The organism is Vandammella animalimorsus (genome assembly GCF_002288875.1).
GTDB lineage: Bacteria > Pseudomonadota > Gammaproteobacteria > Burkholderiales > Burkholderiaceae_C > Lampropedia > Lampropedia animalimorsus.
This window is the reverse complement of sequence record NZ_NTBH01000001.1, coordinates 191,441-215,856: the sequence shown is the minus strand read 5'-3', so window position 1 is coordinate 215,856 and position 24,416 is coordinate 191,441. Positions and strand designations below refer to the sequence as shown.

20 protein-coding genes and 1 other RNA gene are annotated in these 24,416 nt (G+C 65.7%); 9 read left to right on the top strand and 12 right to left on the bottom strand.

The genetic code is table 11. The annotated features are described in order from the left end of the window. Window positions 1-5: 5 nt before the first annotated feature. The 3 genes from CLI93_RS00895 (at window position 6) to CLI93_RS00885 (ending at window position 1,965) form a co-directional block, all read left to right on the top strand. Window positions 6-800 carry an ABC transporter ATP-binding protein gene (locus tag CLI93_RS00895; protein WP_095541968.1) on the top strand — a complete coding sequence of 265 codons (795 nt, stop codon included), beginning with the start codon at window positions 6-8 and terminating at the stop codon, window positions 798-800. 102 nt (window positions 801-902) lie between these two features. Continuing rightward, an RNA gene (ffs, locus tag CLI93_RS00890) (signal recognition particle sRNA small type) lies at window positions 903-998 on the top strand. 100 nt (window positions 999-1,098) lie between these two features. Next, window positions 1,099-1,965: a uroporphyrinogen-III synthase gene (locus CLI93_RS00885; protein WP_172424240.1), complete on the top strand. Its 867-nt coding sequence runs from the start codon at window positions 1,099-1,101 to the stop codon at window positions 1,963-1,965. 105 nt (window positions 1,966-2,070) lie between these two features. Here CLI93_RS00885 and CLI93_RS00880 read toward each other — a convergent pair whose 3' ends face one another. Both CLI93_RS00880 and asd read right to left on the bottom strand, forming a co-directional pair. Further along, complete coding sequence (locus CLI93_RS00880) at window positions 2,071-2,577, bottom strand: outer membrane lipoprotein (RefSeq protein ID WP_095541966.1); 507 nt, start codon at window positions 2,575-2,577, stop codon at window positions 2,071-2,073. Between the two features lie 309 nt (window positions 2,578-2,886). Next, a complete protein-coding gene (gene asd / locus CLI93_RS00875) occupies window positions 2,887-4,017 on the bottom strand; it encodes an aspartate-semialdehyde dehydrogenase (RefSeq protein WP_095541965.1) in 1,131 nt (376 codons plus the stop codon). Between the two features lie 337 nt (window positions 4,018-4,354). Here asd and CLI93_RS00865 point away from each other — a divergent pair, with 337 nt between their 5' ends. Together CLI93_RS00865 and CLI93_RS00860 are read left to right on the top strand one after the other, a co-directional pair. Further along, window positions 4,355-6,355 carry a DNA topoisomerase IV subunit B gene (locus CLI93_RS00865; protein WP_238945765.1) on the top strand — a complete coding sequence of 667 codons (2,001 nt, stop codon included), beginning with the start codon at window positions 4,355-4,357 and terminating at the stop codon, window positions 6,353-6,355. Window positions 6,356-6,366: 11 nt separating this feature from the next. Continuing rightward, window positions 6,367-6,975, top strand: a complete 609-nt coding sequence (locus CLI93_RS00860) for a hypothetical protein (protein WP_095541962.1) — start codon at window positions 6,367-6,369, stop codon at window positions 6,973-6,975. Between the two features lie 189 nt (window positions 6,976-7,164). Here the strand turns inward: CLI93_RS00860 and CLI93_RS00855 are convergent, their stop codons facing one another. Both CLI93_RS00855 and CLI93_RS00850 read right to left on the bottom strand, forming a co-directional pair. Further along, on the bottom strand, window positions 7,165-9,432 hold the full coding sequence (locus CLI93_RS00855) for a RelA/SpoT family protein (protein ID WP_095541961.1): 2,268 nt from the start codon (window positions 9,430-9,432) through the stop codon (window positions 7,165-7,167). 114 nt (window positions 9,433-9,546) lie between these two features. Continuing rightward, window positions 9,547-10,554, bottom strand: coding sequence for an alpha/beta fold hydrolase (locus CLI93_RS00850; RefSeq protein WP_095542022.1), 1,008 nt, complete (start codon window positions 10,552-10,554; stop codon window positions 9,547-9,549). 189 nt (window positions 10,555-10,743) lie between these two features. Here CLI93_RS00850 and CLI93_RS00845 point away from each other — a divergent pair, with 189 nt between their 5' ends. From CLI93_RS00845 to CLI93_RS00835, 3 genes are all read left to right on the top strand, one after another. After that, entirely contained in the window at window positions 10,744-11,529 is a 786-nt protein-coding gene (locus tag CLI93_RS00845) for a 3-hydroxybutyrate dehydrogenase (RefSeq protein ID WP_095541960.1), read from the top strand. Between the two features lie 137 nt (window positions 11,530-11,666). Beyond that, entirely contained in the window at window positions 11,667-12,491 is an 825-nt protein-coding gene (gene dapD / locus CLI93_RS00840; RefSeq protein ID WP_095995826.1) for a 2,3,4,5-tetrahydropyridine-2,6-dicarboxylate N-succinyltransferase, read from the top strand. A gap of 366 nt (window positions 12,492-12,857) precedes the next feature. After that, a complete protein-coding gene (locus tag CLI93_RS00835; RefSeq protein WP_095541958.1) occupies window positions 12,858-13,814 on the top strand; it encodes a porin in 957 nt (318 codons plus the stop codon). An 84-nt stretch (window positions 13,815-13,898) separates the two neighbouring features. On the opposite strand, the gene rsgA is transcribed toward CLI93_RS00835, so the two are convergent. The 8 genes from rsgA to CLI93_RS00795 form a co-directional block, all read right to left on the bottom strand. Next, window positions 13,899-14,927 carry a ribosome small subunit-dependent GTPase A gene (gene rsgA, locus CLI93_RS00830; protein WP_095995827.1) on the bottom strand — a complete coding sequence of 343 codons (1,029 nt, stop codon included), beginning with the start codon at window positions 14,925-14,927 and terminating at the stop codon, window positions 13,899-13,901. Window positions 14,928-14,929: 2 nt separating this feature from the next. Next, complete coding sequence (locus tag CLI93_RS00825; RefSeq protein ID WP_095995828.1) at window positions 14,930-16,255, bottom strand: M48 family metallopeptidase; 1,326 nt, start codon at window positions 16,253-16,255, stop codon at window positions 14,930-14,932. Continuing rightward, a complete protein-coding gene (locus tag CLI93_RS00820; RefSeq protein WP_095549034.1) occupies window positions 16,248-16,436 on the bottom strand; it encodes a GreA/GreB family elongation factor in 189 nt (62 codons plus the stop codon). Before CLI93_RS00820 ends, CLI93_RS00825 begins: the two co-directional genes overlap by 8 nt. Window positions 16,437-16,542: 106 nt before the next feature. After that, entirely contained in the window at window positions 16,543-16,962 is a 420-nt protein-coding gene (locus tag CLI93_RS00815) for a hypothetical protein (protein ID WP_095995829.1), read from the bottom strand. Window positions 16,963-17,005: 43 nt separating this feature from the next. Continuing rightward, entirely contained in the window at window positions 17,006-20,263 is a 3,258-nt protein-coding gene (gene carB / locus CLI93_RS00810) for a carbamoyl-phosphate synthase large subunit (protein ID WP_095995830.1), read from the bottom strand. Between the two features lie 176 nt (window positions 20,264-20,439). Beyond that, a complete protein-coding gene (locus CLI93_RS00805; RefSeq protein ID WP_095541954.1) occupies window positions 20,440-20,811 on the bottom strand; it encodes a hypothetical protein in 372 nt (123 codons plus the stop codon). Between the two features lie 67 nt (window positions 20,812-20,878). Beyond that, window positions 20,879-22,051 (bottom strand): glutamine-hydrolyzing carbamoyl-phosphate synthase small subunit, encoded by a 1,173-nt coding sequence (gene carA / locus CLI93_RS00800; protein ID WP_172424239.1) that lies wholly within the window; start codon window positions 22,049-22,051, stop codon window positions 20,879-20,881. A gap of 231 nt (window positions 22,052-22,282) precedes the next feature. Beyond that, complete coding sequence (locus tag CLI93_RS00795) at window positions 22,283-23,038, bottom strand: HAD family hydrolase (protein WP_095542021.1); 756 nt, start codon at window positions 23,036-23,038, stop codon at window positions 22,283-22,285. A 106-nt stretch (window positions 23,039-23,144) separates the two neighbouring features. Here CLI93_RS00795 and dapC point away from each other — a divergent pair, with 106 nt between their 5' ends. Continuing rightward, the gene (gene dapC, locus CLI93_RS00790) at window positions 23,145-24,353 is read left to right on the top strand and encodes a succinyldiaminopimelate transaminase (RefSeq protein ID WP_095541952.1); all 1,209 of its coding nucleotides are present in this window, start codon (window positions 23,145-23,147) and stop codon (window positions 24,351-24,353) included. Window positions 24,354-24,416: the final 63 nt, after the last annotated feature.

Here is a 24,416-nt window from a genome sequence, read left to right as displayed (position 1 = left end):
GCTCCATGCTCAAAGCCACTGATTTGCGCATCACCTTCAACCCCGGAACGCCTATTGAAAACCCGGCGCTGCGCGGTGCCAGCCTGGAAATCCCCACTGGTCAGTTCGTGTCCGTGATCGGCTCCAACGGCGCAGGCAAGTCCACATTTCTCAACGCCATCTCCGGCGACCTGATCATGGATTCGGGGCGCATCGAGATCGATGGCGTCGACGTCACGAAGAAACAGGCCTGGCAGCGCGCAGACCTGGTGGCGCGGGTGTTCCAGGATCCCATGGCCGGCACCTGCGAGGCCCTGACCATTGAGGAAAACATGGCCCTGGCCATGGCGCGCGGGCGCAAGCGCCGCTTTGGCTTTGCGCTGAACAAACAAAACCGCGAGCTGTTCCGCGAAAAGCTCGCCATCCTGAACCTGGGCCTGGAAAAACGCCTGACGGATCGCATCGGCCTGCTCTCTGGCGGCCAGCGCCAGGCCGTCAGCTTGCTGATGGCATCGCTGCAGCCCTCGCGCATCCTGTTGCTGGACGAACACACGGCCGCGCTCGATCCGAAGACAGCGGCCTTCGTGATGGATTTGACAGCCCGCATCATCGAAGACAACCAGCTCACAGCCATGATGGTCACGCACAGCATGCGCCAGGCATTGGATTACGGCAGCCGCACAGTCATGCTGCACCAGGGCAAGGTTGTGCTGGACGTCAGCGGCAGCGAGCGTGCAGGCATGGACGTGCCCGATTTGCTGCAGATGTTCGAGCGTACCCGGGGCGAAAAACTGGCCGACGACGCCCTGCTGCTGAGTTGATGCCTTTCCCGGCTTGCTCTTGAGCAAGCCACAAGTCCACTTGTGCAAAGGGCGCCCGGCAATTGCCCTTCGGGCGGCTGCAGATCGCATACAATCGCCGCCGACGGGCCTTCCCGCATGGTGAAGCAGCCAACCGGGTCAGGTGGGGAACCAAGCAGCCCTAACTGTGTAGCCAGTGCCGGGGTCAGGCTCGTCACCTTCTTCTCTCTTGCCGCCGTCTGCTGGCAACTCCTGCCTTGGCCAGCGGCATTGGCACAGCACATGCCAAGGGCCATCTGCCCATCCGATCTGTCGCGCAGTGCCCCGGCCCGCCCCCCTCCCATCCCTGATACTGACTCGCCCAGCGACGCAGAACGCGGCTTGGGCAGCGCAGTTTGCTGCCCTGGGCATTGATTGCATTGCCTTGCCGCTGATCCACATCCAGTTCCTTGACGACGCCACCAGCGTGCAACGCCGCCTCAGCGCGCTGGCAAAACTGGATCAATGGGCCGCCATCATGCACGTCAGCCCCAACGCCGTGCAGGGCTTCTGGGATGCCCAGGCCATGCAACTCTGGCGGCAGCTGCTGGCCACTGGCGCCAACCTGCCGCGCCTGTGGGCGCCCGGGCCGGGGACGGCCCAAGCCCTTCAGGCCCAGGGCTTTGCGCTTGAATGGCTCGACCAGCCGGCAGCCGATGCCGAGCAATTCGATTCCGAAGCGCTGTGGCAACAAGTGCAAACGCAGATCTCTCCCGGCGCCCAGGTGCTGATTCTGCGCGGCAGCCGCGCCGTTGCAGGCACTGCAATCCCGGCAGCCCCTCGCCAAGTGCAGGACGAAGGCCATGGGCGCGACTGGCTGGCGCGCCAACTGCAGCAACGCGACGCACAACTGCATTTCCTGCCCGTCTACCGGCGCAGCCCGCCCACCTGGGACGCCGGGCAACGCGACCTTGCAATGGGCGCTGCCGCAGCGCGGCGCATCTGGCTGCTGAGTAGTTCGGAAGGCGTGCAACACCTGCCGCAGCTGCTGCCCGGGCAAGGCGAGGCCTTCTGGCGCGCGCAATCGGCCATTGTCACGCACCCGCGCATCGCCCAAGCGGCGCAGCGCATTGGCTTTGGCCAAATCCATGCCAGCGCCCCCACTGTGCAGGCCATCGCCCTGTGTCTGCAAGGCTTGGAACGATAAGGCTCAGAAAAGCAAAAAGCCAGTGCCTTTGCGGACACTGGCTTTTCTCAGTGTGCCCAGTCAGGGCATCACTGAAGCATGAGGGCTTGGGCCCTGTTGGCCTGTTTACTGAATACGGGCAATCTGACCGTTTTGCACCTGGACGCGATCATTGATGCGCAGGCCACCCGGATCGCTGACGTCGTACATGCGGTACTGGCCGTTATCCACGCGGATGGTGATGCGGTAACCGTAAACCTGCCCTTGCGCGCCGCCATTGTTCATGCGGCCTTCAATGGCGTTGCCCGCCACGGCGCCGCCAACGGCGCCAGCAATGGTGGCTGCCGTGCGGCCGCTGCCGCCACCAACGTGGTTGGCGGCCAAGCCGCCGACGACGGCACCGAGCAGAATGCCCGCGCCAGTGCTGCCACGGTGGGTGTTTTGCAGTGCCTGGATGTCGGTCACGTAGCCGTACTCCAGCATGTTGGCCGGGGCTCGGCTGGGTGCGGTGCCCACGTGGCCACCGCCGCCGCGGTAAGGGTCGGCAGGATACAGCGGCGTGCTTTGGCAGGCCGCCAGGGTCAGGGCCAGCGCGGTGGTCGAGGCCAGATAGGCGATGCGCGATGAGGACATGATTTCCTCCCTTTCTTCAGGACTGTTGAGAGTTCAATCGCTGGATGCAGCTCGTGCCACCAAAGGGCGGCAGCTGCACGGCGGCGCCATCGTAGCGCCGCTGCCTAGTGGCCACAGTACGCTAAGTGTAAAAGCCGGTAAACGTCTGGTGAATTGCTACTGGCTCTGCCACCCAGAAAAATCCCTGCACATCCAACCTGACCTTTCACGCCAGCAGGGTTTGACGCGCAGGCCATGGCGGTTTTTGTGCAGGCATCTGAGCAGCAGCACACAACGGGCAACTTGCAAGAGCCAGGTTTGAGCAGGTATTCAGGCCTCAACCAGAATGCGCAGCATGCGGCGCAGCGGCTCGGCTGCGCCCCACAGCAGCTGGTCGCCGATGGTGAAGGCGCCCAGGTACTGCGGGCCCATGGCCAGCTTGCGCACGCGCCCGACAGGGATGCGCATGGTGCCGGTGACAGAGACTGGCGTGAGCTCTGCCAGGGTGGCCTCCTTGGTGTTGGGCACCAGCTTCACCCAGGGGTTGTCGGCAGCAATCATGGCCTCGATCTCATCGAGCGGCACGTCCTTTTTCAGCTTGAAGGTCAGCGCCTGGCTGTGGCAGCGCATGGCGCCGATGCGCACGCAAAAGCCGTCGACCGGGATGGCCGGCGTGCCAAAGCCTTCACCCATACCCAGGATTTTGTTGGTCTCGGCCATGCCTTTCCATTCCTCGCGGCTGACGCCGTTGCCCAAGTCGGCGTCGATCCATGGGATCAGCGAGCCGCCCAGTGGCGCCAGGAAATGGGCCGTCTCTGCCTCGCTCAGGCCGCGCTGCTTGGCAATGATCTTGCGGTCGATCTCCAAGATGGCGCTGTGCGGATCGGCCAGCAGATCGCGCACCTCGGCGTGCAGCGTGCCGAACTGCGTCAGCAGCTCGCGCATGTGCTGCGCGCCGCCGCCCGATGCGGCCTGGTAGGTCTGGGTGCTCATCCATTCGACCAGCCCGGCCTTGTACAGCGCGCCAACGCCCATGAGCATGCAGCTGACGGTGCAGTTGCCGCCTACCCAGGTCTTGCCGCCCTTGCTCAAGGCGTTCTGGATCACCGGCAGGTTGACCGGGTCGAGCACGATGACCGATTCACTCTCCATGCGCAGCGTCGATGCGGCATCGATCCAGTGCCCATTCCAACCGGCAGCGCGCAACTTGGGATAGACCGCCTTGGTGTAATCGCCGCCCTGGGCGGTCAGGATGATGTCGCAGCGCTTGAGCGCCTCGATGTCGTAGGCGTCCTGCAGGCGTGTTTCGTTTTTGGCCTGGGCCGGGGCCTGGCCGCCGGCGTTGGAGGTCGAGAAAAACACCGGTTCGATGCAGTCGAAATCGCCCTCGGCCTGCATGCGTTCGAGCAGCACGGAGCCGACCATGCCGCGCCAGCCGACCAAACCTGTACGTTGTGCCATGTGGATAACCCTTCTTTCAATGGAGATTGCAGAAATATCGGAACTCTCTGCCCCGGCTCGTCTGGCCGGCTTGAAAGACGGGCGCGACGAACCAGAGCTGCTTCAGCCCTTCGTCGTCTTGGTGATGATCACCGCCACAGCAGCGCAAGCTGCCGGTGCAGGGCGCACAGGCAGCGCACATGCCAACGCCAGGCCCTGGGCCTGGCGTGGTGCGCAATCGGAAAAGCGGTGCTGCAGCATGATGGCGCGCAGTATAGCGAGTTTGCGCCGCTGCCAGCCTGTAGCGCCTGGCAGCACGCAGCCGCACTCATGGGGCACGATCTACAATCGCCGCCCTATGGCAAAACAAGCACCTTCCGCCCCGATGGCCGCCAGCAGCGGCAATGGCTACTCCGAGAGCTCGATCAAGGTCCTCAAAGGTCTGGAGCCGGTCAAGCAGCGCCCGGGCATGTACACCCGCACCGACAACCCGCTGCACATCATCCAGGAGGTGCTGGACAACGCTGCCGATGAGGCCCTGGCTGGCCACGGCAAGAAAATCCGTTTTACCCTGCACGTGGATGGCTCGGTCAGCGTCGAGGACGAGGGGCGCGGCATTCCCTTCGGCCTGCACCCGGAAGAAAACGCGCCGGTGGTGGAGCTGGTCTTCACGCGCCTGCACGCGGGCGGCAAGTTCGACAAGGACTCGGGCGGCGCCTACAGTTTCTCCGGCGGCCTGCACGGCGTGGGCGTGTCCGTCACCAATGCGCTGGCCACGCGCCTGGAGGTGGACATTCACCGCGATGGCCAGGTGGCGCGGCTGGTGTTCGGCAACGGCGGCGAGGTGATCGAGCCGCTGACGGTGCGCAAGGCCCAGCCCGGCGAGCGTCGCCAGGGCACTACGGTGCGCGTCTGGCCTGATGCGCGCTACTTCGAATCCAAGGCCTTGCCCATGCCCGAGCTGCTGCACCTGCTGCGCAGCAAGGCGGTGCTGATGCCCGGCGTGGCCGTGACGCTGCGCAACGAAAAAACCGGCCAGCAGCAAAGCTGGCAGTACAAGGGCGGCCTGGCCGACTACCTGAGCCAGGCGCTGCCGGCCGAGCCGGTCATCCCGCTGTTCGAAGGCCAGGGCTATGCCGACCGGCACAGCGACAGCTTTGTCGTGGGCGAAGGCGCCGCCTGGTGCGTGGCCTTCACCGAGGAAGGCCAGCCGCTGCGCGAGAGCTACGTCAACCTCATCCCCACCACGGCCGGCGGCACGCATGACAACGGCCTGCGCGACGGGCTGTTCCAGGCCGTCAAGAGCTTCATCGACATGCACGCGCTGCTGCCCAAGGGCGTCAAGCTCATGCCCGAGGACGTGTTCTCGCGCGCCAGCTACGTGCTCTCGGCCAAGATCCTCGATCCGCAATTCCAGGGCCAGATCAAGGAAAAGCTCAACTCCCGCGATGCCGTGCGCCTGGTCTCGGGCTACGTCAAACCCGCCATGGAGCTGTGGCTGAACCAGCACGTGGACTACGGCCGCCGCATTGCCGAGCTGGCCATCCGCGCCGCGCAAACGCGCCAGCGCGCTGGGCAAAAGGTGGAAAAGCGCAAAGGCTCGGGCGTGGCTGTGCTGCCGGGCAAGCTCACCGATTGCGAAAGCCGCGACCTGGCCTACAACGAGGTCTTTCTTGTCGAGGGCGACTCAGCCGGCGGCAGCGCCAAGATGGGCCGCGACAAGGAAACCCAGGCCGTGCTGCCGCTGCGCGGCAAAGTGCTCAACACCTGGGAGGTGGACCGCGAACGCCTGTTTGCCAACACCGAAGTGCACGACATCGCCGTGGCCATCGGCGTCGATCCGCACGGGCCGGGCGATGAGGTCGACCTCTCCGGCCTGCGCTACGGCAAGATCTGCATCCTGAGCGACGCCGACGTGGACGGCGCGCACATCCAGGTGCTGCTGCTGACGCTGTTCTTCCGCCACTTCCCCAAGCTGATCGAAGCCGGGCACGTTTTTGTGGCCCAGCCGCCGCTCTACAGCGTTGCCGTGCCGGCGCGAGGCAAAAAGCCCGCCGCCAAGCTCTACGTGCTCAGCGAGCAAGAGCTGCAGCGCGCATTGGACAAGCTGCGCAAAGACGGCGTGCGCGAAGGCGCCTGGAGCATTGGCCGCTTCAAAGGCCTGGGCGAGATGAACGCCGAACAGCTTTGGGAAACCACCCTCAACCCCGACACCCGCCGCCTGCTGCCCGTGCAGCTGGGCCACTTCAGCTTTGCCCAGACCGAGGGCTTTTTCACCCAACTCATGGGCAAGGGCGAGGCCGGCGCGCGCCGTGAGCTGATGGAGCTGCACGGCGACGCCGTGGACATTGACGTGTGACGGCGCCCGCCATGACGGACTGGCTCTCCCTCTTGCTGCTGCTGGCCGTGCTCGGCTGGGTGCTGTGCCTGCGCTACCAGCGTCAGCGCATCGCCTTTCTGGGCCAACACCTGGCAGGGCTGAAGATCGAACACCACATGGGCCTGCTCACCCAGGGCTATCTGCGCGCCATCCATGAGGACGACCCGCAGCGCCAAGCGCAAATCTGGGACACCTTCGCCCACAGCGAGCGCAGCGTGGCCGAGCACATCGAGCGCCTCAGCGCCGCCATCGCCCAGGCCCCGGCAGAGCGCACCCGCATCGGCCGCTGGGCCCTGTGCCTGCCCTATGTGGAGCAGCTGCTGCCATCGGCCACGCGCGACTTCAAGGCCCTGCTGCGCCTGCATGCCCAGGGCGTGCGCGCGGTGGTGGACAACACCCAGGGCCTGCCGCCCAAGGCCCGCGCCTATCAGCTGATGGCTGAGCTGCTGCTGTTGCAGCACAGCTGCCACTGGTTCTGCAAATCGCGCCTGGTGGCCGACGCACGCCTGCAGGCGCGCCACCAAGTCACGCACCAGAAAGTGCTGGATTCGGTCTCTGACGCCACCGCCCAAGCCTACCGCCAATGGCTTCAAAGCTAAGAGCCTGCTCAAAGAAAGATTTGCACAAATCGCCACGGCTGAGTGTGTGCCGTGGCTTGGCATGACATGCAAGGCGCGAGCTGCAGCAACGGCTGCAGTCATTGAGCGCGCGAGTCATGCTGTGGGCTCCCAAGCCCGCAGCATGACGGTATCGCGAGGATTCTGAAGCGTGATGGGGTGACTCAAGCCTCAGCGCCGCCGTGCCGTGCGCACGCCGGGCACCTGGGCGACGGCCGCGAGCACGCCTTGCAGACGGGTGGCGCTGTGCACTTCGACGGTGAAGACCATCGTGGCGGTGTTGTTCTTGTGGCTGCGCGTTTGCACGCCGATGACGTTGGTGCGCTCACGCGTGAGCACGTCGGAGATGTCGCGCAGCAGGCCCTGGCGGTCCTGGGCCTGCACGTGGATTTCCATCGGGTACAGGGCCTTGCCGCTCGCGTCGGCGCCGCCAGCGGCGCCTGCGCTGTCGCGCCATTGCACTTCGATCAGGCGCTCGGGCGAGGTATTGCGCATTTTCTGAAAGTTGCTGCAGCTGCTGCGGTGGATGGCCACGCCCTTGCCGCGCGTGACGAAGCCGCCGATCTCGTCGGGCGGCGCTGGCATGCAGCATTTGGCCAGGTGCGTCATCAGTGAGTCCATGCCCACCACCAGCACCTTGCCGCTGCCGCCGCTGCGCGGCTTGCGCAGCACCACGGTGTCGCTGCTGGCCTGGCCCGGCTCCTCGCCCGGCGCGGGGCGCAGCAGGGCTTCGAGCGTGCGCAGCGAGAACTCGTCCTTGCCCACGACTTCGAAAAAGGCGTCGGCGGATTTGAAGCCCAGCTGTTCGGCGATCGACTCGAGCTTGAGCGCCGTCTTGCCTTCGCGCTGCAGGATTTTCTCCACCACCTCGCGCCCTTTGGCGATGGTCTGCTGCTGCAGCTGGGCGTTGAACCAGGCGCGCACCTTGCTGCGCGCACGGTTGCTGCTCAGATAGCCCAGCTCAGGGTTGAGCCAGTCGCGCGAGGGGCCGCCGTCCTTGGCGGCGACAATCTCCACCGTCTGGCCGTTTTGCAGCGGCGTGTTCAGCGCCACCATGGCGCCATCGACCTTGGCGCCGCGGCAGCGGTGCCCCAGGCTGGTGTGCACGGTGTAGGCAAAATCCAGCGGCGTGCCGCCCTTGGGCAGCTCGACGATGGAGGCATTGGGCGTGAGCACGTAGATGCGGTCGTCGAACAGGCCCAGCGCGCGCACTTCGTCGCTGTCGGCAAATTCGCGCTCCCAGGCCAACAGCTGGCGCAGCACGGCGATCTTGGCGTCGTACTCGCCACTGGCGGACACGCCGGCATAGCCCTTGGTGCCTGCCTCCTTGTAGGCCCAATGCGCGGCCACGCCGGTCTCGGCGTGCTCATGCATGGCCTGGGTGCGGATCTGGATTTCCACCGCCCGGCCCTGCGAATCGCGCACCACGGTATGCAGCGATTGGTAGCCGTTGGGCTTGGGCTTGGCGATGTAGTCGTCGAACTCGGCCTCGATGGGCGTGAAGTGCGTGTGAATCCAGCCCAGGGCCTCATAGCACTCGGGCACGCTGGGCACGATGATGCGCATGGCGCGCAGGTCAAAGAGCTGCTCGAAGGCCAGCGACTTGCCGCGCATCTTCTTGACGATGCTGTAGATGTGCTTGGGCCGCCCCTGCACGACGGCCTGCACGCCCCTCTGCTGGAGCTGGCTGCGCACCTCATCGCACAGCTGCTGCATGTACTGCTCGCGCTCGCGCCGCTTGGCCGCGAGCTTGCCGGCCACTTCGTGGTAGGTTTCGGGCTCCAGAAAGCGGAAGGCCAGATCCTCGATTTCCCACTTGAACTGCCAGATGCCCAGCCGGTTGGCCAGCGGCGCAAACACGTACAGGCTTTCATCGGCCAGCAGCGGGTCGATGGGCACCTTGCTGCTGGCGTGGTAGCGCAGCGTCTGCAGGCGCGAGGCCAGGCGGATGAGCACTACGCGCAGATCGCGCGAGAATGCCAGCAGCATCTTGCGCACCGTCTCGGTGTGCTCGATCTTGGCCTCGCCCTGCTTGCGCGCGCCCGATCCGCTGCGCGCCTGGCCCTGCACCTGCATGAGCTTGGAGGTCTCCACCGCCAGCGCCGCATAGGTTTCGCCAAAGCGGCGTGCAATGGCCTCCTGTGGCTGGTGCAGGTGGAACGAGGCATAGATCAGGTAGGTGGCAGCCTGCATGGCCTCGGAGCCACCGATCCCCTGCAGCAGCGCGGCCACCGCATCGGCGTGCGCCAGCACCCCTTCGCCATTGCGCAGCACTTCGCCGGCCAGCAGCGGCTGGGCAAAGGCGCGCGCGCGCGCCAGCATGTCCGTCTGGCTGGGCAGCATGGCTGCTGCCGCGCTCAGCAGCAACGGCGGCGCCGGGGCAGCGGCGCCGAGCCCGTCCAGGGGCAGCGTAGGGGTCTCTGCAAGGGGGGAGTTCATAGCAAACCGTGAAGTCCGGGGCGTGCGCCGCGTGCCGCGTCGGGCGCAATGTGCGCACTATAGGACAAGCTGCGCGCGCATAGGCGCATAGGCGCAAAGGCGCATGGCGCTGGTTCAGGCCTCGCCCAGCAGGAATTGCTCGACCACGGCCAGCTGTTCGGGCTGCACCAGCGTGGGCGCATGCCCCACGCCTTCGAACTGCACCAGCTGCGCCTGCGGGCCGCGCCGGGTCATGGCCTGGGCGGTGGCGGCGCTGAGCAGATCGGACTGCGCGCCGCGCAGCAGCAGCGTGGGCAAGCGCAGCGCATCGTACAGGCTCCAAAGCACCTGCTCGCCTGCACTGGCCGCCTCCTGAGTGAAGGATTGGTAGGGCTGCGCAATGGCCGGGTCGTAGTGCAGGGCCAGCCCGCCTGCGCCATCGCTGCGCAGCATCGGCGCCGACAGCGCCAGCCACTGCGCGTCGCTGTGCGGGCCAAAGCCCACGGCAATGCGCCGCAGGTACTCTGCCCCTTGCTGCAGGTCGGCAAAGCGCAGCGGCTGGCCCAGGTAGCTGCCGATGCGCTGCAGCGCCTGCCATTCGATGCTCGGCCCCACGTCGTTGAGCACCAGCCGCCCCAGCGGCAGCGGCAGGCTTGGCTGGGTCAACAGCCCCAGGCCGATCAGCCCACCCATGCTGGTGCCGACCCAATCCATGCGGGCGATGGGCTGGCCCTGCGCCTGGGCCTGTTGTGCCAGCTCGGCCAGCAGCGCCAGCATGTCGCCCACATAGGTGGGGATCTGGTAGCCGTGGGCATCGGCCAGCCAATCGCTGCGCCCGCGCCCGACCACGTCCGGGCAGATCACGCGCGCCTTGCGCCGCAGGCGCTGCGCCAGCACGTCGAAGTCGCGGCCATTGCGCGTCAGCCCATGCACGCAGACGATGAGGTGGGCATTGCCCGCATCATCGGCTGCGGGCCAATCCCAGTAGGCCATGCGATGACTTTGCGCATCGCCTGCGCCGTGCGGCCCGGCCTTGCTGGCGCCTGGGCACTGCACGTGGCGCAACTGCGCTGGCGGTGGCGCATCGGCGGCCCAGGCCGCGCGGGCGGTGCCAGTTGAGTGCTCATGCTGCAATTCGGACATGCCTTTTCCCTCCAGTCCAGGGCCTTGCACAGGCTTTCGGGCAGGCCGCAGCAGCACAGCCGGCAAAGCTGCGAGAATGCGGCCTGCAAAGATTTTCCATGCCACGGCCCCGCACCAGACGGGGCCGCTTCGCGCACATCCTAATTGAAATCCGCAACCTGAAATCTGCAACCGATACGGAGGCTTGTCATGCATCTCAAAGGAAAAACCGCACTTGTCACCGGCTCCACCAGCGGCATTGGCCTGGGCATTGCTCAGGTGCTGGCCGCACAGGGCGCCAACATCCTGGTCAACGGCTTTGGCGATGCCGACGCGCCGCGCCGCGCCATCGAGCAGGCCGGCCAGGCGCACGGCATCCGCACCGCCTACCACGGCGCAGACCTGAGCAAGGTGGGCGAGATCGAGGATTTGATGGCTTACGCGCAAAAGGAATTCGGCCGCGTGGACGTGCTCGTCAACAACGCCGGCATCCAGCACACCGCCCGCATCGAGGACTTCCCGCCCGAGCGCTGGGACGCCATCATCGCCATCAACCTCAGCAGCGTGTTCCATACCACGCGGCTGGCGCTGCCGGCCATGCTCCAGGCCAACTGGGGGCGCATCATCAACATTGCCTCGGTGCATGGCCTGGTGGCCTCGGTGGAGAAATCGGCCTACGTGGCGGCCAAGCATGGCGTGGTTGGACTGACCAAGGTGACTGCGCTGGAGACGGCCACCACTGGCGTGACGGCCAATGCCATCTGCCCCGGCTGGGTGCTGACGCCGCTGGTGCAAAAGCAGATCGACGACCTGGCAAAGAACAACGGCATCAGCACCGATCAGGCCCAGGCCCAGCTGCTGGGCGCCAAGGAGCCCTCGCTGCGCTTTACCACGCCAGAGGAACTCGGCGAGCTGGCTGCCTTTTTCTGCTCGCCCGCCGGCGACAACGTTCGCGGTGTGGCCTGGAACATGGACGGCGGCTGGGTAGCCCAATAACCGGCTGCGCAAAGTCTCAGCGCCCTGCGGATCACATACTGTGACCGCTGCCACCATGCAATCCATCCGTGGCCAGCCCTGCCCTGGGTGCTGGCCCGCATCTTTTTCCTTCACTGTTTTCTGCCCTACCCAACACCATGACCCAAGCCTTGCAAACCCTGATCGAAAACGCCTGGGAAGAGCGCGCTGCGTTCTCCCCCTCCTCCGCACCGGCCGATGTGCGCCAGGCCGTCGAGGACGTGCTGACCCAGCTCGACAGCGGCGCCTTGCGCGTGGCCTCGCGCAATGGTGTGGGCGACTGGACGGTGCACCAGTGGGTGAAAAAAGCCGTGCTGCTGTCTTTTCGCCTCAACGACAACAACCTGATGCAGGCCGGCGACCTGGGCTTTTACGACAAAGTGCCCACCAAGTTCTCGGGCATGTCGGCGCAGCAACTGGCCGCCACCGGGGTGCGCGTGGTGCCGCCGGCCGTGGCGCGACGCGGCAGCTTCATTGCCAAGGGCGCGATCCTGATGCCCTCCTACGTCAACATCGGCGCCTACGTCGATGAAGGCACCATGGTCGATACCTGGGCCACCGTAGGCTCCTGCGCACAGGTGGGCAAGAACGTGCACCTCTCCGGCGGCGTGGGCCTGGGCGGCGTGCTCGAGCCTCTGCAGGCCAATCCGACCATCATCGAGGACAACTGCTTCATTGGCGCACGCTCGGAAATCGTCGAGGGCGTGATCGTGGAGGAAAACTCCGTCATCTCCATGGGCGTGTACATCGGCCAAAGCACGCCAATCTACGACCGCACCACCGGCGAGGTCAGCTACGGTCGCATTCCCGCCGGCTCCGTGGTCATCAGCGGCTCGCTGCCCAAGGATGGCGGACGCTACAGCCTGTATGCGGCCATCATCGTCAAGCGCGTGGACGCACAGACCCGCGCCAAGACCAGCCTCAACGACCTGCTGCGCGATTGAAGCCTCGGCCCAAGCCTCTCACCCTTATCAGCGGCGGCCTTCGGGCCGCTTCTTTCATGCAGCTTGGGGCCGCATCTGGGCGGCCTCCAAGCCGCTGTTTCACAGCAAGAATTCATCACAGAAAATGCCTCGAAGTGTCTGATCTCATTGGGGTAATCCCCAGTCAAGTTGCATAACAACAACACTTTGAATCGCTCTGTGCGGGCAAATGCAAATAATGCTTAAGCATCGTGCAGCGCCGCCCGTACACTCGGCAGCGTCGATGCATTGCCAGGCCTACCACAGGCACAGCGCAACAGACGAACACAGCCCCGGCCTGCCTACCCCATGCAGCCGGGCATTGTTTCAATCTTTGGGACTCCCGCCATGAAAACCTCACACCTGTCCATCGCCCTGATCCCCCTGCTGGCCTTTGGCGCTGCCCATGCGCAAAGCAGCGTCACGCTCTATGGCCGCATCAACACCACCGTGGAACACCAGAAGTTCCAGGGTGAAGACGCCACCACCGGCCTGCACAGCAACTCGTCGTACATCGGCTTTCGCGGTGTGGAAGACCTGGGCGGCGGTTTGAAAGCCGGCTTCGTTTTCGAACAAAAAGTGGACTCCACCACTGGCGCGGCCACCGACGGCTTTGCCCGCCAGTCCGAGCTGTACCTGGGCGGCAACTTCGGCAAGCTGCGCCTGGGCAACTACAACTCCACGGTCTACAGCAACACCGCTGATTACATCAGCATGCACAACCACGACACCGGCTCGTCTGCCGATGCCTTGTATGCCTACATCGTGCCCAATACCGCCAAAGTCGGCTACGTGACGCCGGAGCTGGGCGGCTTCTCGCTGGAGCTGGGCTATGGCTTTGAAGACAACCACAACGGCAAGTCGCCCTACGACCTGAGCGTGAGCTACAAATTCGGCAATTTCGACCTGGCCGGCGGCTTTGCCAAGCACGACAAGGCCGAGGCCTACACGCTGCGCGCCCTGTACGCCACCGACACCATCGCACTGGGCGGCTACGTGCAGTTTGACGAGAACGGCCATGGTGCGAACCTGGGCGACCGTCTCTCGGCACGTCTGGCTGCGGCCTACTTCGCCGGCGCATCGGAATTCCATGCCAACGTGGGCTGGGCCGATGAGTACGACAACGTGGCCAAGAGCGGCGCAACCCAATTCACGCTGGGCTACAACTACAACCTGAGCAAGCGCACCAAGCTGTACGGCTTCTACACCCGCATCGACAACGAGCGCAACGCCAACTACGGCGGCGCACCGGCCGCAGGCAAGGACTTCAGCTCCTTCGCTCTGGGTGTGCGTCACCTGTTCTGATTCACGCACAGCATTGACCGGCTTGCATGCCCGAAGCCCTGCCCAGCCGGCAGGGCTTTTTTTGTGGCCTGTCGCTCAGGGGCCCTAGCTGCCCAGCTGCTCGAACAGGCGCTGGTACAGCGCATAGCGGCTCGCGGCAATGGCCGGCAGGTCCCGGGGCGCGGCCTCTGGCGTAGGCGACTGCCCTACCACAGTGTCGTCATCGGGATGCGGCGCATCGTCCTCGGCCACGGCGGCGCGCACCACGCAGCCGGGTTCATGGCGATGGCTGCAATTGTGAAAGCGGCAGCCAGTGGCGTGGCGCGCAATATCGGGCATCCAGCGCGGCAAGTCCTGCCGGCGGATGTGGTTCAGGCCAAACTCCTGAAAGCCGGGCGAATCCAGCACCGCAGTGCCGCTGGCGCGGTCCAGCCAGTACCAGGTCGTCACCGTCGTGGTGTGGCGGCCGCTGTTGAGGGCGCGGGAGATTTCTGCCGTCTGCGCTGCCGCATCGGGAATCAGGCGGTTAATCAACGTGCTCTTGCCCACCCCGGAAGGGCCCAATACCAGGGTGGCCCTGCCCTGCAGGCGCTGGCGCAGCTGGGCAAAGTCGCTGCCGCCGTGCTCGGCATCCAATTGCAGGCGCAGCACCGGGTACAGCGGCTGGGCTGGCGCACCCGGTTCTTCTTGCGGCCAAAGTTGGCGATAGGCGCGCAGGCGCTGCCACGCGCGCTCGAACGGGGGCTGCACATCCTGCTTGTTCAGGCCGATGAGCACCTCAATGCCTGCGGCCTGCGCCGCCACCAGGGATTTGGCCAATTGCTCCTCGGAGAACACCGGCTCGGCCGCCAGCAACACCAGTATCTGGTCGATGTTGGCGGCGAAAGCCTTGGTGCGCACTGCATCCTGGCGATAGAACAGGTTGCGCCGGGGTTCGATGGCCTCAATGCTGCCCTCCTCGTCCAGGCCGGTGGGCGCTGCCAGCCACTGCACGCGGTCGCCCACCACGGCCTGGCTTTTCTTGCCGCGCGGATGGCAGATGCGCCGCGAGCCATCGCTGGCCTCAACCACATAGTGGCGACCATGGCCCGTCACTACCAGGCCGTGCTGCAAGTCAGTTCCGGGGCGAGTCATAGTCATGACTGCACCTGCTGCCCCATGCGGGCCAGACGCTCGCTGGCCGGCGGGTGCGAATAATGAAAGCGCGCATACAGCGGGTCGGGCGTGAGCGTGGCGGCGTTGTCCTCGTACAGCTTGAGCAGGGCCGCGGCCAGATGCTGTGCGCTGCTGTGGCGTTCGGCATAGGCATCGGCCTCGAACTCATGGCGGCGCGAGAGCTGTGCCCACAGCGGCTGCAATAGCCCGCCCAGCACGCCCGCGACAATGGAAAACAGCAGCAGCGCCAATGCGTTGTGGGCCTGCGGCAGCAGGCCGCCCTGGGCATCGAGCTGCGGCGTCACGCCCAGGGCCGTGAAGAATGCCGGCTGCTGCAGCAGCCAGCCCAGCGCAGCAAAGCCCAGGACGCTGAGCAAGGCAAACAACGCCAGGCGCTTGGCGATATGCCGGTGCTTGAAGTGCCCCAGCTCGTGGGCCAGCACGGCCTCGATCTCGCCATGGTCCAGCTTGCGCAGCAAGGTGTCGAAAAACACCACCCGCTTGGCGCTGCCCAGGCCGGTGAAGTAGGCATTGGCATGGGCGCTGCGGCGGCTGCCATCCATGACGAACAGGCCCTGCGCCTTGAAACCGCTGGCCTGCATCAGCGCGCGGATGCGCTCCTCCAGCGCCTGGTCCGCCAGCGGCTCGAAGCGGTTGAACAGCGGCGCAATCCAGGTCGGATACAGCCACAGCATGAGCAGGTTGAAGCCCATCCACAGCGCCCAGGCCCACAGCCACCACAGGCCGCCTGCGGCCTGCATCAGCCACAGCAGCGCCGCCAGCAGCGGCACGCCCAGCAACAGCCCCAGCAATACCGCGCGCAGCGCATCGGCCAGCCACAGGGCCCAGCTCATTTGGTTGAAGCCGTGGCGCTGCTCGATGACGAAAGTTTTGTACAGACCCAAGGGCAGGCTCAGCAGCGCGGAGATGGCGCCAAACGCCAGCATCAGGGCCAGTTGCTGGCCCAGGCCAGGCCCCATCCAGCGCAGCAGCGCCTGGTTGAGCGCATCCAACCCGCCGCCCAGCGTCCAGATCAGCACCACCAGGGCGGACAGCGCACTCTCCCACATGCCCAGCCGCACCGTGTCGGCCGTGTAATCGGCGGCGCGCTGGTGCGCCGCCAGCGTGATGCGCTGCGCGAATGCCGTCGGCACCTGAGCGCGGTGGCGCAGCACATGGCGGCGCTGGCGCCGGGCCAGCCACAGCTCCAGCGCCGTCTGCAACAGCAGCGCGGCCACGAAGGCCTGCGCCAACCCAGCCAGCGGCAGCGCCCCAGGGGCGGGGGCGAAAGCACTCCAGTCAGACATCGTGGCCTCCGGCAAAAAGCAAAGCGGGCATTGGCCCATTGCCGGCGCTCTGGCTCAGATCGCCCTGCGCGCAAGCCTGGGAAATGGCGATGATCACGGCCGGGGGCTGCACGGCTGTCAGGCTGTGCCGCTCTTTCTTGAGCTTGCCAGCGCCGCTTTGGTGGATGGAGATGGTGGTCATGGTGTTGCCTGTCCCTGTTCTCAAAAACAAACCGCCGCGCGTTGCCGGGCGGCGGTCTTGTTGCGGGGTTGCGCGGGCATTATGCCGCCAATGGCAGCACCACGCCCTACAGCCCCAGCCGGCGCTCAAGCCATGCCTTGCAACGCTGGGCAAGGCGCCCAATGCTGGCCACACGCCCCAGACGCCAGGCCAGCGCCAAGCCCGCGAGCGCGCCAGCGAAGGACACGAGCGCCGCAGCGGACACCGGCCGGTATGCGGACCACACGGCATGCACCTCCATCACCTGTATGCCCCAGTGCGCCAACACCCATTGCACAGTCAGCATCGGCAGCCCGATCCAGGCGAGCAAGGTCAGAGCGCCCCACAAAAAGTGGAGCAGAAAAGCCGCAAAGCTGTCTTGCCCGAACCCGCGCAGCAACCGCTCGCACGCCCAGGTGCTGAGCGGCCACAGCACCAGGCCCAGCGGTCCCATCGCCAGGCCACTGAGCAAGCCGATGATCAGCTCCTGAGCGACGGGCGAATGCATGGGCGGGCGTGCTTTTCAGCGCCGCGGCGCTGTTTCGCGCGCCTCAGGCGCCCAGTAGCGCGTGCATTTCCTGCACCGAGATCACGTCCAGATCGGAAAGCGCTTTCATGCCCTCCACGGCCGCCTCGGCGCCGTAGATGGTGGTGAAGATGGTCACGCGCCCTTGCAGCGCGCTGGTGCGGATGGAGCGGCTGTCGGCAATGGCGTTGCGGCGTTCTTCCACGGTGTTGATGATCATGGCGATCTCGCCGTTCTTGATCATGTCCACGATGTGCGGGCGGCCTTCGGCGACCTTGTTGACGACTTTCACGGCCAGGCCTTCGGCCTCGATGGCTGCGGCCGTGCCGCGCGTGGCCACCAGCTCGAAGCCCATGGCCAGCAGATCGCGGGCGATGGCCACGGCGCGCGGCTTGTCGCTGTCGCGCACCGTCAGGAACACAGTGCCGCTGGCGGGCAGGCGCTCACCCGCCCCCATCTGGGCCTTGGTATAGGCCTCGCCAAAGGTCTTGCCCACGCCCATGACTTCGCCGGTGGATTTCATCTCGGGGCCGAGGATGGTGTCCACACCGGGGAACTTGACGAAGGGGAACACCGCTTCCTTGACGCTGAAGTACGGCGGCGTGACCTCCCCGCCCACGCCCTGCTCGGCCAGGCTCTGGCCGGCCATGCAGCGCGCGGCGATCTTGGCCAGCGGCAGGCCGGTGGCCTTGCCGACGAAGGGCACGGTGCGGCTGGCGCGGGGGTTGACTTCCAGCACGTAGATCACGTCTTTCTTCTGGCCGCCTTCTTCCTTTTCCTGGATGGCGAACTGCACGTTCATCAGGCCCACCACGTTCAGCCCCTCGGCCATGGCGCGGGTCTGGCGCTTGAGCTCCTCGATGGTCTCGGCGCTGAGGTAGTACGGCGGCAGCGAGCAGGCCGAGTCGCCCGAGTGCACGCCGGCCTGCTCGATGTGCTCCATCACACCACCGATGAGCACCTGGCCTGTGGCATCGCGCACCGCGTCCACATCGCATTCAATGGCGTTGGACAGGAAACTGTCGAGCAGCACGGGCGAGTCGTTGCTGACCTGCACTGCTTCGCGCATGTAGCGTTCCAGCCCGGCTTGCTCATGCACGATTTCCATCGCACGGCCGCCCAGCACGTAGCTGGGGCGCACCACCAGCGGATAGCCCAGCTCGGCGGCTTTTTCCAGCGCCTCGGCCTCGGTGCGGGCCGTGGCGTTGGGCGGCTGGCGCAGGCCCAGCTGGTGCAGCAGTTGCTGGAAGCGCTCGCGGTCTTCTGCCGCGTCAATCATGTCGGGCGTGGTGCCGATGATGGGCACGCCGGCTTTCTCCAGGCCCAGCGCCAGTTTCAGCGGTGTCTGGCCGCCGTACTGCACGATGACGCCGGCAGGCTTTTCCTTGTCCACGATTTCCAGCACGTCCTCCAGCGTCAGCGGCTCGAAGTACAGGCGGTCGCTGGTGTCGTAGTCGGTGGAAACGGTTTCGGGGTTGCAGTTGACCATGATGGTTTCGTAACCATCCTCGCGCATGGCCAGCGCGGCGTGCACGCAGCAGTAGTCGAACTCGATGCCCTGGCCGATGCGGTTGGGGCCGCCGCCGAGCACCATGATTTTTTTCTTGTCGGTGGGCTGGGCCTCGCACTCCTCGTCGTAGCTGGAGTACATGTAGGCGGTGTTGGTGGCGAACTCGGCCGCACAGGTGTCCACCCGCTTGTACACGGGGCGCACGCCCAGCGCGTGGCGGCGCGCGCGCACGGCGTGCTCGTCGGTGTGCAGCAGCTTGGCCAGGCGGCGGTCGGAAAAGCCTTTTTGCTTGAGCGCGCGCAGCGTGGCCTCATCCAGCGCGGCCAAGGCCTGCTCGCCCTTTTCAGCATAGAACTTGTCCAGATCCAGCTCGATGCGCACGATTTGCTCGATCTGCACCAGAAACCACTTGTCGATCTTGGTGATGGCATGCACCTCGTCCAGCGACCAGCCCGCGGCAAAGGCATCGCCTACGAACCAGATACGCGATGGGCCTGGCTCGCCCAGCTCGCGCTCGAGGATTTCGCGATCCTGCGTTTTTTCATTCATGCCATCCACGCCCACTTCCAGGCCGCGCAGGGCTTTCTGGAAGGACTCCTGGAAAGTGCGGCCCATGGCCATGACCTCGCCCACGGACTTCATCTGCGTGGTCAGACGGTCGTCGGCCTGGGGGAATTTCTCGAACGCAAAGCGCGGCACCTTGGTGACCACGTAGTCGATGCTGGGCTCGAAGCTGGCCGGCGTGGCGCCGCCAGTGATGTCGTTCTTCAGCTCGTCCAGCGTATAGCCCACGGCCAGCTTGGCCGCGACCTTGGCGATGGGAAAGCCTGTGGCCTTGGAGGCCAGCGCCGAGGAACGGCTCACGCGCGGGTTCATCTCGATCACGATCATGCGCCCGTCTTTGGGGTTGACCGCGAACTGCACGTTGGAGCCACCCGTATCCACGCCAATCTCGCGCAGCACTGCCAGACTGGCGTTGCGCATGAGCTGGTATTCCTTGTCGGTCAGCGTCTGCGCTGGCGCCACGGTGATGGAGTCGCCCGTGTGCACGCCCATGGGATCCAGGTTCTCGATGGAGCAAACGATGATGGCGTTGTCAGCCTTGTCGCGCACCACCTCCATCTCGTATTCCTTCCAGCCCAGCAGCGATTCCTCGATCAGCAGCTCGTTGGTGGGCGATGCCTCCAGGCCGCGCTTGGCGATGGTCTCGAACTCCTCGGCGTTGTAGGCCACGCCGCCGCCCGTGCCGCCCAGCGTGAAGCTGGGGCGGATGATGGTCGGGAAACCCACCGTCTTTTGCACCTCCCAGGCCTCGGCCATGCTGTGGGCGATGCCGCTGCGCGCACTGCCCAGGCCGATGCGCGTCATGGCGTCCTTGAACTTCTGGCGATCCTCGGCCTTGTCGATGGCCTCGGGCTTGGCGCCGATCAGCTCGACCTTGTATTTGTTGAGCACGCCGTTGCGCCACAAGTCCAGCGCGCAATTGAGCGCCGTCTGCCCGCCCATGGTGGGCAAGATGGCGTCAGGGCGCTCCTTGGCGATGATTTTTTCCACCGTCTGCCAGTTGATCGGCTCGATGTAGGTCACATCCGCCGTGGCCGGGTCGGTCATGATGGTGGCCGGGTTGCTGTTGATGAGGATGACCCGGTAGCCTTCTTCGCGCAGCGCCTTGCAGGCCTGCACGCCGGAGTAGTCGAACTCGCACGCCTGCCCAATGACGATGGGGCCGGCGCCGATGATGAGAATGGATTGGATGTCGGTACGTTTGGGCATAACTCGGGGGACTCAATAGAGACAAAACGGCAGGCTAAGTCAGGGCCGGGGCATGGCAGTGTGTCTGCAGGCACAGAAAAGGCGGTTGTTGAAACCGCCCGCCGCTGCGGCCAGGCCCAGGCCATGCGACCCGTACAGTGCCTGGCACTTGCCATCGCTCTGTGTTGCAGGCCACATCAGGCAGCGCCGCTGATGGTGCGCGATTGGATGTGCGCCAGCAGCTTTTCCAGGCGCTCGGGCTGCACTTTCTTCTGCATCAGCTGCAGCATGCCCTCGCCTTCGGCGATGGGGCGCAGCACGTCGACCTCGGCCGGGTAGAAATTCACATCCCAGTCGAGCAACTCCTGCTCGAACTCTTCATCGCTCCAGTTCTTGCCCTTGGCAATGAAGATCACCAGCGGCATGGCCTTCTTCTCGATGAAGGCCTTTTTGTAGGGCTTTTGCGCCCAACGCTCGGAAAACCACTCGCGCGCGCCGGGCTCCAGCGTCAGCATGCGCTTGGCGATGGCCTTTTCCAGGGCCGTGGCAGGAAAGCTGAAGAGTTTCATGGATCAGATGCTCGAATCAAGTCGTGGATGAAAGGCCAGCACCGCAGCCTTTGCTGCCAGCCCGCACTCACGCAGCCTGGCGGCGCATGAGCTGGATGAAATGGTCGAAAAGATAGGCGATGTCGTGCGGGCCGGGCAAGGCCTCCGGGTGGCCTTGGAAGCAGAACGCGGGCTTGTCGGCATGGGCCAGGCCCTGCACCGTGCCATCGAACAGGCTGGTGTGCGTCACCCGCACCGTGGCCGGCAACGACTGGGCATCGACGGCAAAGCCGTGGTTCTGGCTGGTGATGCTCACGCGGCCGTTGTCGTGGTCCTTGACCGGGTGGTTGCCGCCATGGTGGCCGAACTTCATCTTGTAGGTCTTGCCGCCCAGCGCCAGCGCCATGATTTGGTGACCCAGGCAAATGCCAAAGGTCGGCAGACCGCTGTCGATCGCGCGGCGCGCGGCCTCGATGGCGTAATCGCAGGGTTCAGGATCGCCAGGCCCGTTGGAGAGGAACACGCCATTGGGCTGCATGGCCAGCACTTCATCAAACGGGGTCTTGGCCGGCACCACCGTCACCCGACAGCCCTTGTCGGCCAGGATGCGCAAGATGTTGCGCTTGACGCCAAAGTCGTAGGCCACCACATGCAGCTTGGGTTCGGTCTGTTGACCGTAGCCCTGACCCAGCACCCAGGATGTCTGCATCCACTCGTAAGGTTTGTCGGTGCTCACGCGCTGCGCCAGATCCAGGCCACTCATGGACGGCGCGGCCTGGGCCTGCTGCCGGGCCTTGGCGATCACCTCCGGCGAGGCCTGCTCGCCAGCGGGCAAAGCCATGATGCAGCCATTTTGCGCACCGTTTTCACGCAGATGGCGCGTGAGCTTGCGCGTGTCGATGTTGGCGATGGCCACCACGCCACGGCGACGCAGGAACTCCTGCAGCGACTGCGTGCTGCGGAAGTTGCTGGCCAGCAAGGGCAAATCCTTGATCACCAGGCCGGCCACGAAGGTCTGGGTGGACTCGTCGTCCTCGTCATTGGCGCCGCAGTTGCCGATGTGGGGGTAGGTCAGCGTCACGATCTGCTGACAGTAGCTCGGGTCGGTGAGGATTTCCTGATAGCCCGTCATCGAGGTGTTGAACACCACCTCACCGACCGTGGAGCCCTCGGCCCCGATGGCATTGCCCGTGAACACCGTGCCGTCGGCCAGCACCAAAAGCGCAATGGGGAAATCCCCCTGCTGTAGAGACAAAAGCACGCAATCACCTCAAAAAGGATTCGTCAGGCCCCGCCCTGCCTGTGCATTTTTCGATCTGGCAGCAGCGCGCAAAAATGGCCGCTGGCAAGGCGCAGGCCAAGCCCAGCGAGGCCCGCCGCAAGCGCTTTCAGGTGACCAACGGGCCAGATCAGAACGGGTGAGATAAACCGGTTGAGTATAACTGAAGGCCCTGCCCCCCAATGCCCGGCCAGACAGGTCTGCCGGGTTGGTTCAACAGGCATCACCCGGCTGCTGCAGCCATTGGCAAAGCTGCAACAGATCGGCCGCTTGCGGCGGCAGCGGCCCGGCTTCGGCAGGCCAGGTCTTACCTTCACGATTGAGCCAGAACGCCTGCATGCCGGCATTGCGGGCCCCGGCCACGTCCAGCAGCGGATCATCGCCCACGTGCAGCACGGCCTGCGGTGGCAGCCCAAGGCGCTGCGCGCCCAGCCTGAAGATGCGTGCATCGGGCTTGGCATGGCCAGCCTCGCGCGCCGGCAGGCTGGCGGTAAAGCAGCGGCCGATGGGCATGGCCAGCACATCGGCATTGCCATTGCTCAGCGCCAGCAGCGGGTAGCGCGCCGCCAGCCAGTCCAGCGCCTGGGCCACCTCGGCAAACGGCTGCACCCGCTGGCGCGCGGCAAAAAAGACCTCGAAGGCCTGCTGCGCGCGCTGCGGCGCGGCCTGCTCGCCGGCGGCCTGCATGGCCAGGGCAATGGTTTGCAGGCGCAGAAACGACAAATCGTGCGCCCGCTGCGGATGGGCGGCCTCGACCTGCGCGCGCCAGGCCCGCGCCGCGCCCGGCTCGGCCCAAAGCCGCGCCGCCGCCGGGGTGTGCGTCTGCATCCAGGCCAGCAAATCAGCCTCGGCCTGCGCAATGGCCGGCCAGACGGGCCAGAGCGTATCGTCCAAATCCAGCGAAATGGCCTGAATGCGCGCCGATGGCGCAGCTTGGCGTTCTTTTTGATCTGCATGGCATGTGGTCATGCGCGAAAGCATAGGGCATCGCGCTGCCCCGATGCGCAAGCAGCTCGACACCAGGCACGCACGATTCATACAGCCCCATGCCACACCGAGCCGATAATCGCGCCCCATGAATCCGCGCCTTCAATCCCTGCACCCTTATCCGTTCGAGCGCCTGCGCCAGTTGTTTGCCGGTGTTGCGCCCAATGCGGCGCTGGCGCCCATCAGCCTGGGCATTGGCGAGCCGCGCCATGCCACGCCGCAGCTGGTGCTCGATGCCTATGCCCAGGCCCTGCACGACCCGGGCCTGGCCAACTACCCGGCCACGGCGGGCACGCCGGCGCTGCGCCAGGCCTGCGCGCAGTGGTTGCAGCGCCGCTATGGCGTGCAGGCCGATGCCGAGCGCGAGGTGCTGCCGGTCAACGGCTCGCGCGAGGCGCTGTTTGCGCTCACCCAGGCCGTCGTCGATCCGGGCGATGCGCAGGCCATCGTCGTCTGCCCCAACCCCTTCTACCAAATCTACGAGGGCGCGGCGCTGCTCGCTGGCGCGCAGCCGTATTACGTCAACAGCGATCCAGCGCGCAATTTCGCCGTGGATTGGGATGCCGTGCCCGAGGCCGTCTGGCAACGCACGCAGTTGGTGTTCACCTGCTCGCCGGGCAACCCCACCGGCGCGGTGATGCCGCTGGCCGAGTGGGACAAGCTGTTTACGCTGAGCGAGCGGCACGGTTTCGTTATCGCCAGCGATGAGTGCTACAGCGAAATCTATTTCCAGGATGAAGCGCCGCTGGGCGCGCTGCAGGCGGCGCGCCAGCTCGGGCGCGACTGGCAGCGCCTGGTCATGCTCACCAGCCTGTCCAAGCGCAGCAATGTGCCGGGCATGCGCAGCGGCTTCGTGGCCGGCGATGCGGGCATCCTGCAGCAGTTCTTGCTCTACCGCACCTACCACGGCTGCGCCATGGCCCCGCCGGTGCAGGCCGCCAGCATCGCCGCCTGGGGCGATGAGACGCACGTGGCGCACAACCGCCAGCTCTACCGCGAGAAGTTCGCCCAGGTCACGCCCGTGCTGCAGCCCGTGCTGGACGTGCGCCTGCCCGATGCGGGCTTTTACCTGTGGGCCGGCATCCCGCCTCAGCTGGGCCTGAGCGATATGCAGTTTGCCCGTGCGCTGTATGAACAGCAGGCCGTCACCGTGCTGCCCGGCAGCTATCTGGCGCGCGAGGCCGCGGGCATCAACCCCGGCGCAGGCCGCGTGCGCATGGCGCTGGTGGCCGAGACCGCCGAGTGCCTGGAGGCCGCCGGGCGCATCGCCGCCTTTGTGCGCAGCCTGCAGAACTGATCTGATGCCCTGCCTGATGCCCCTGTGTTGAACGGGCCCTGAAACCGCCCGTTGCCTTTACTG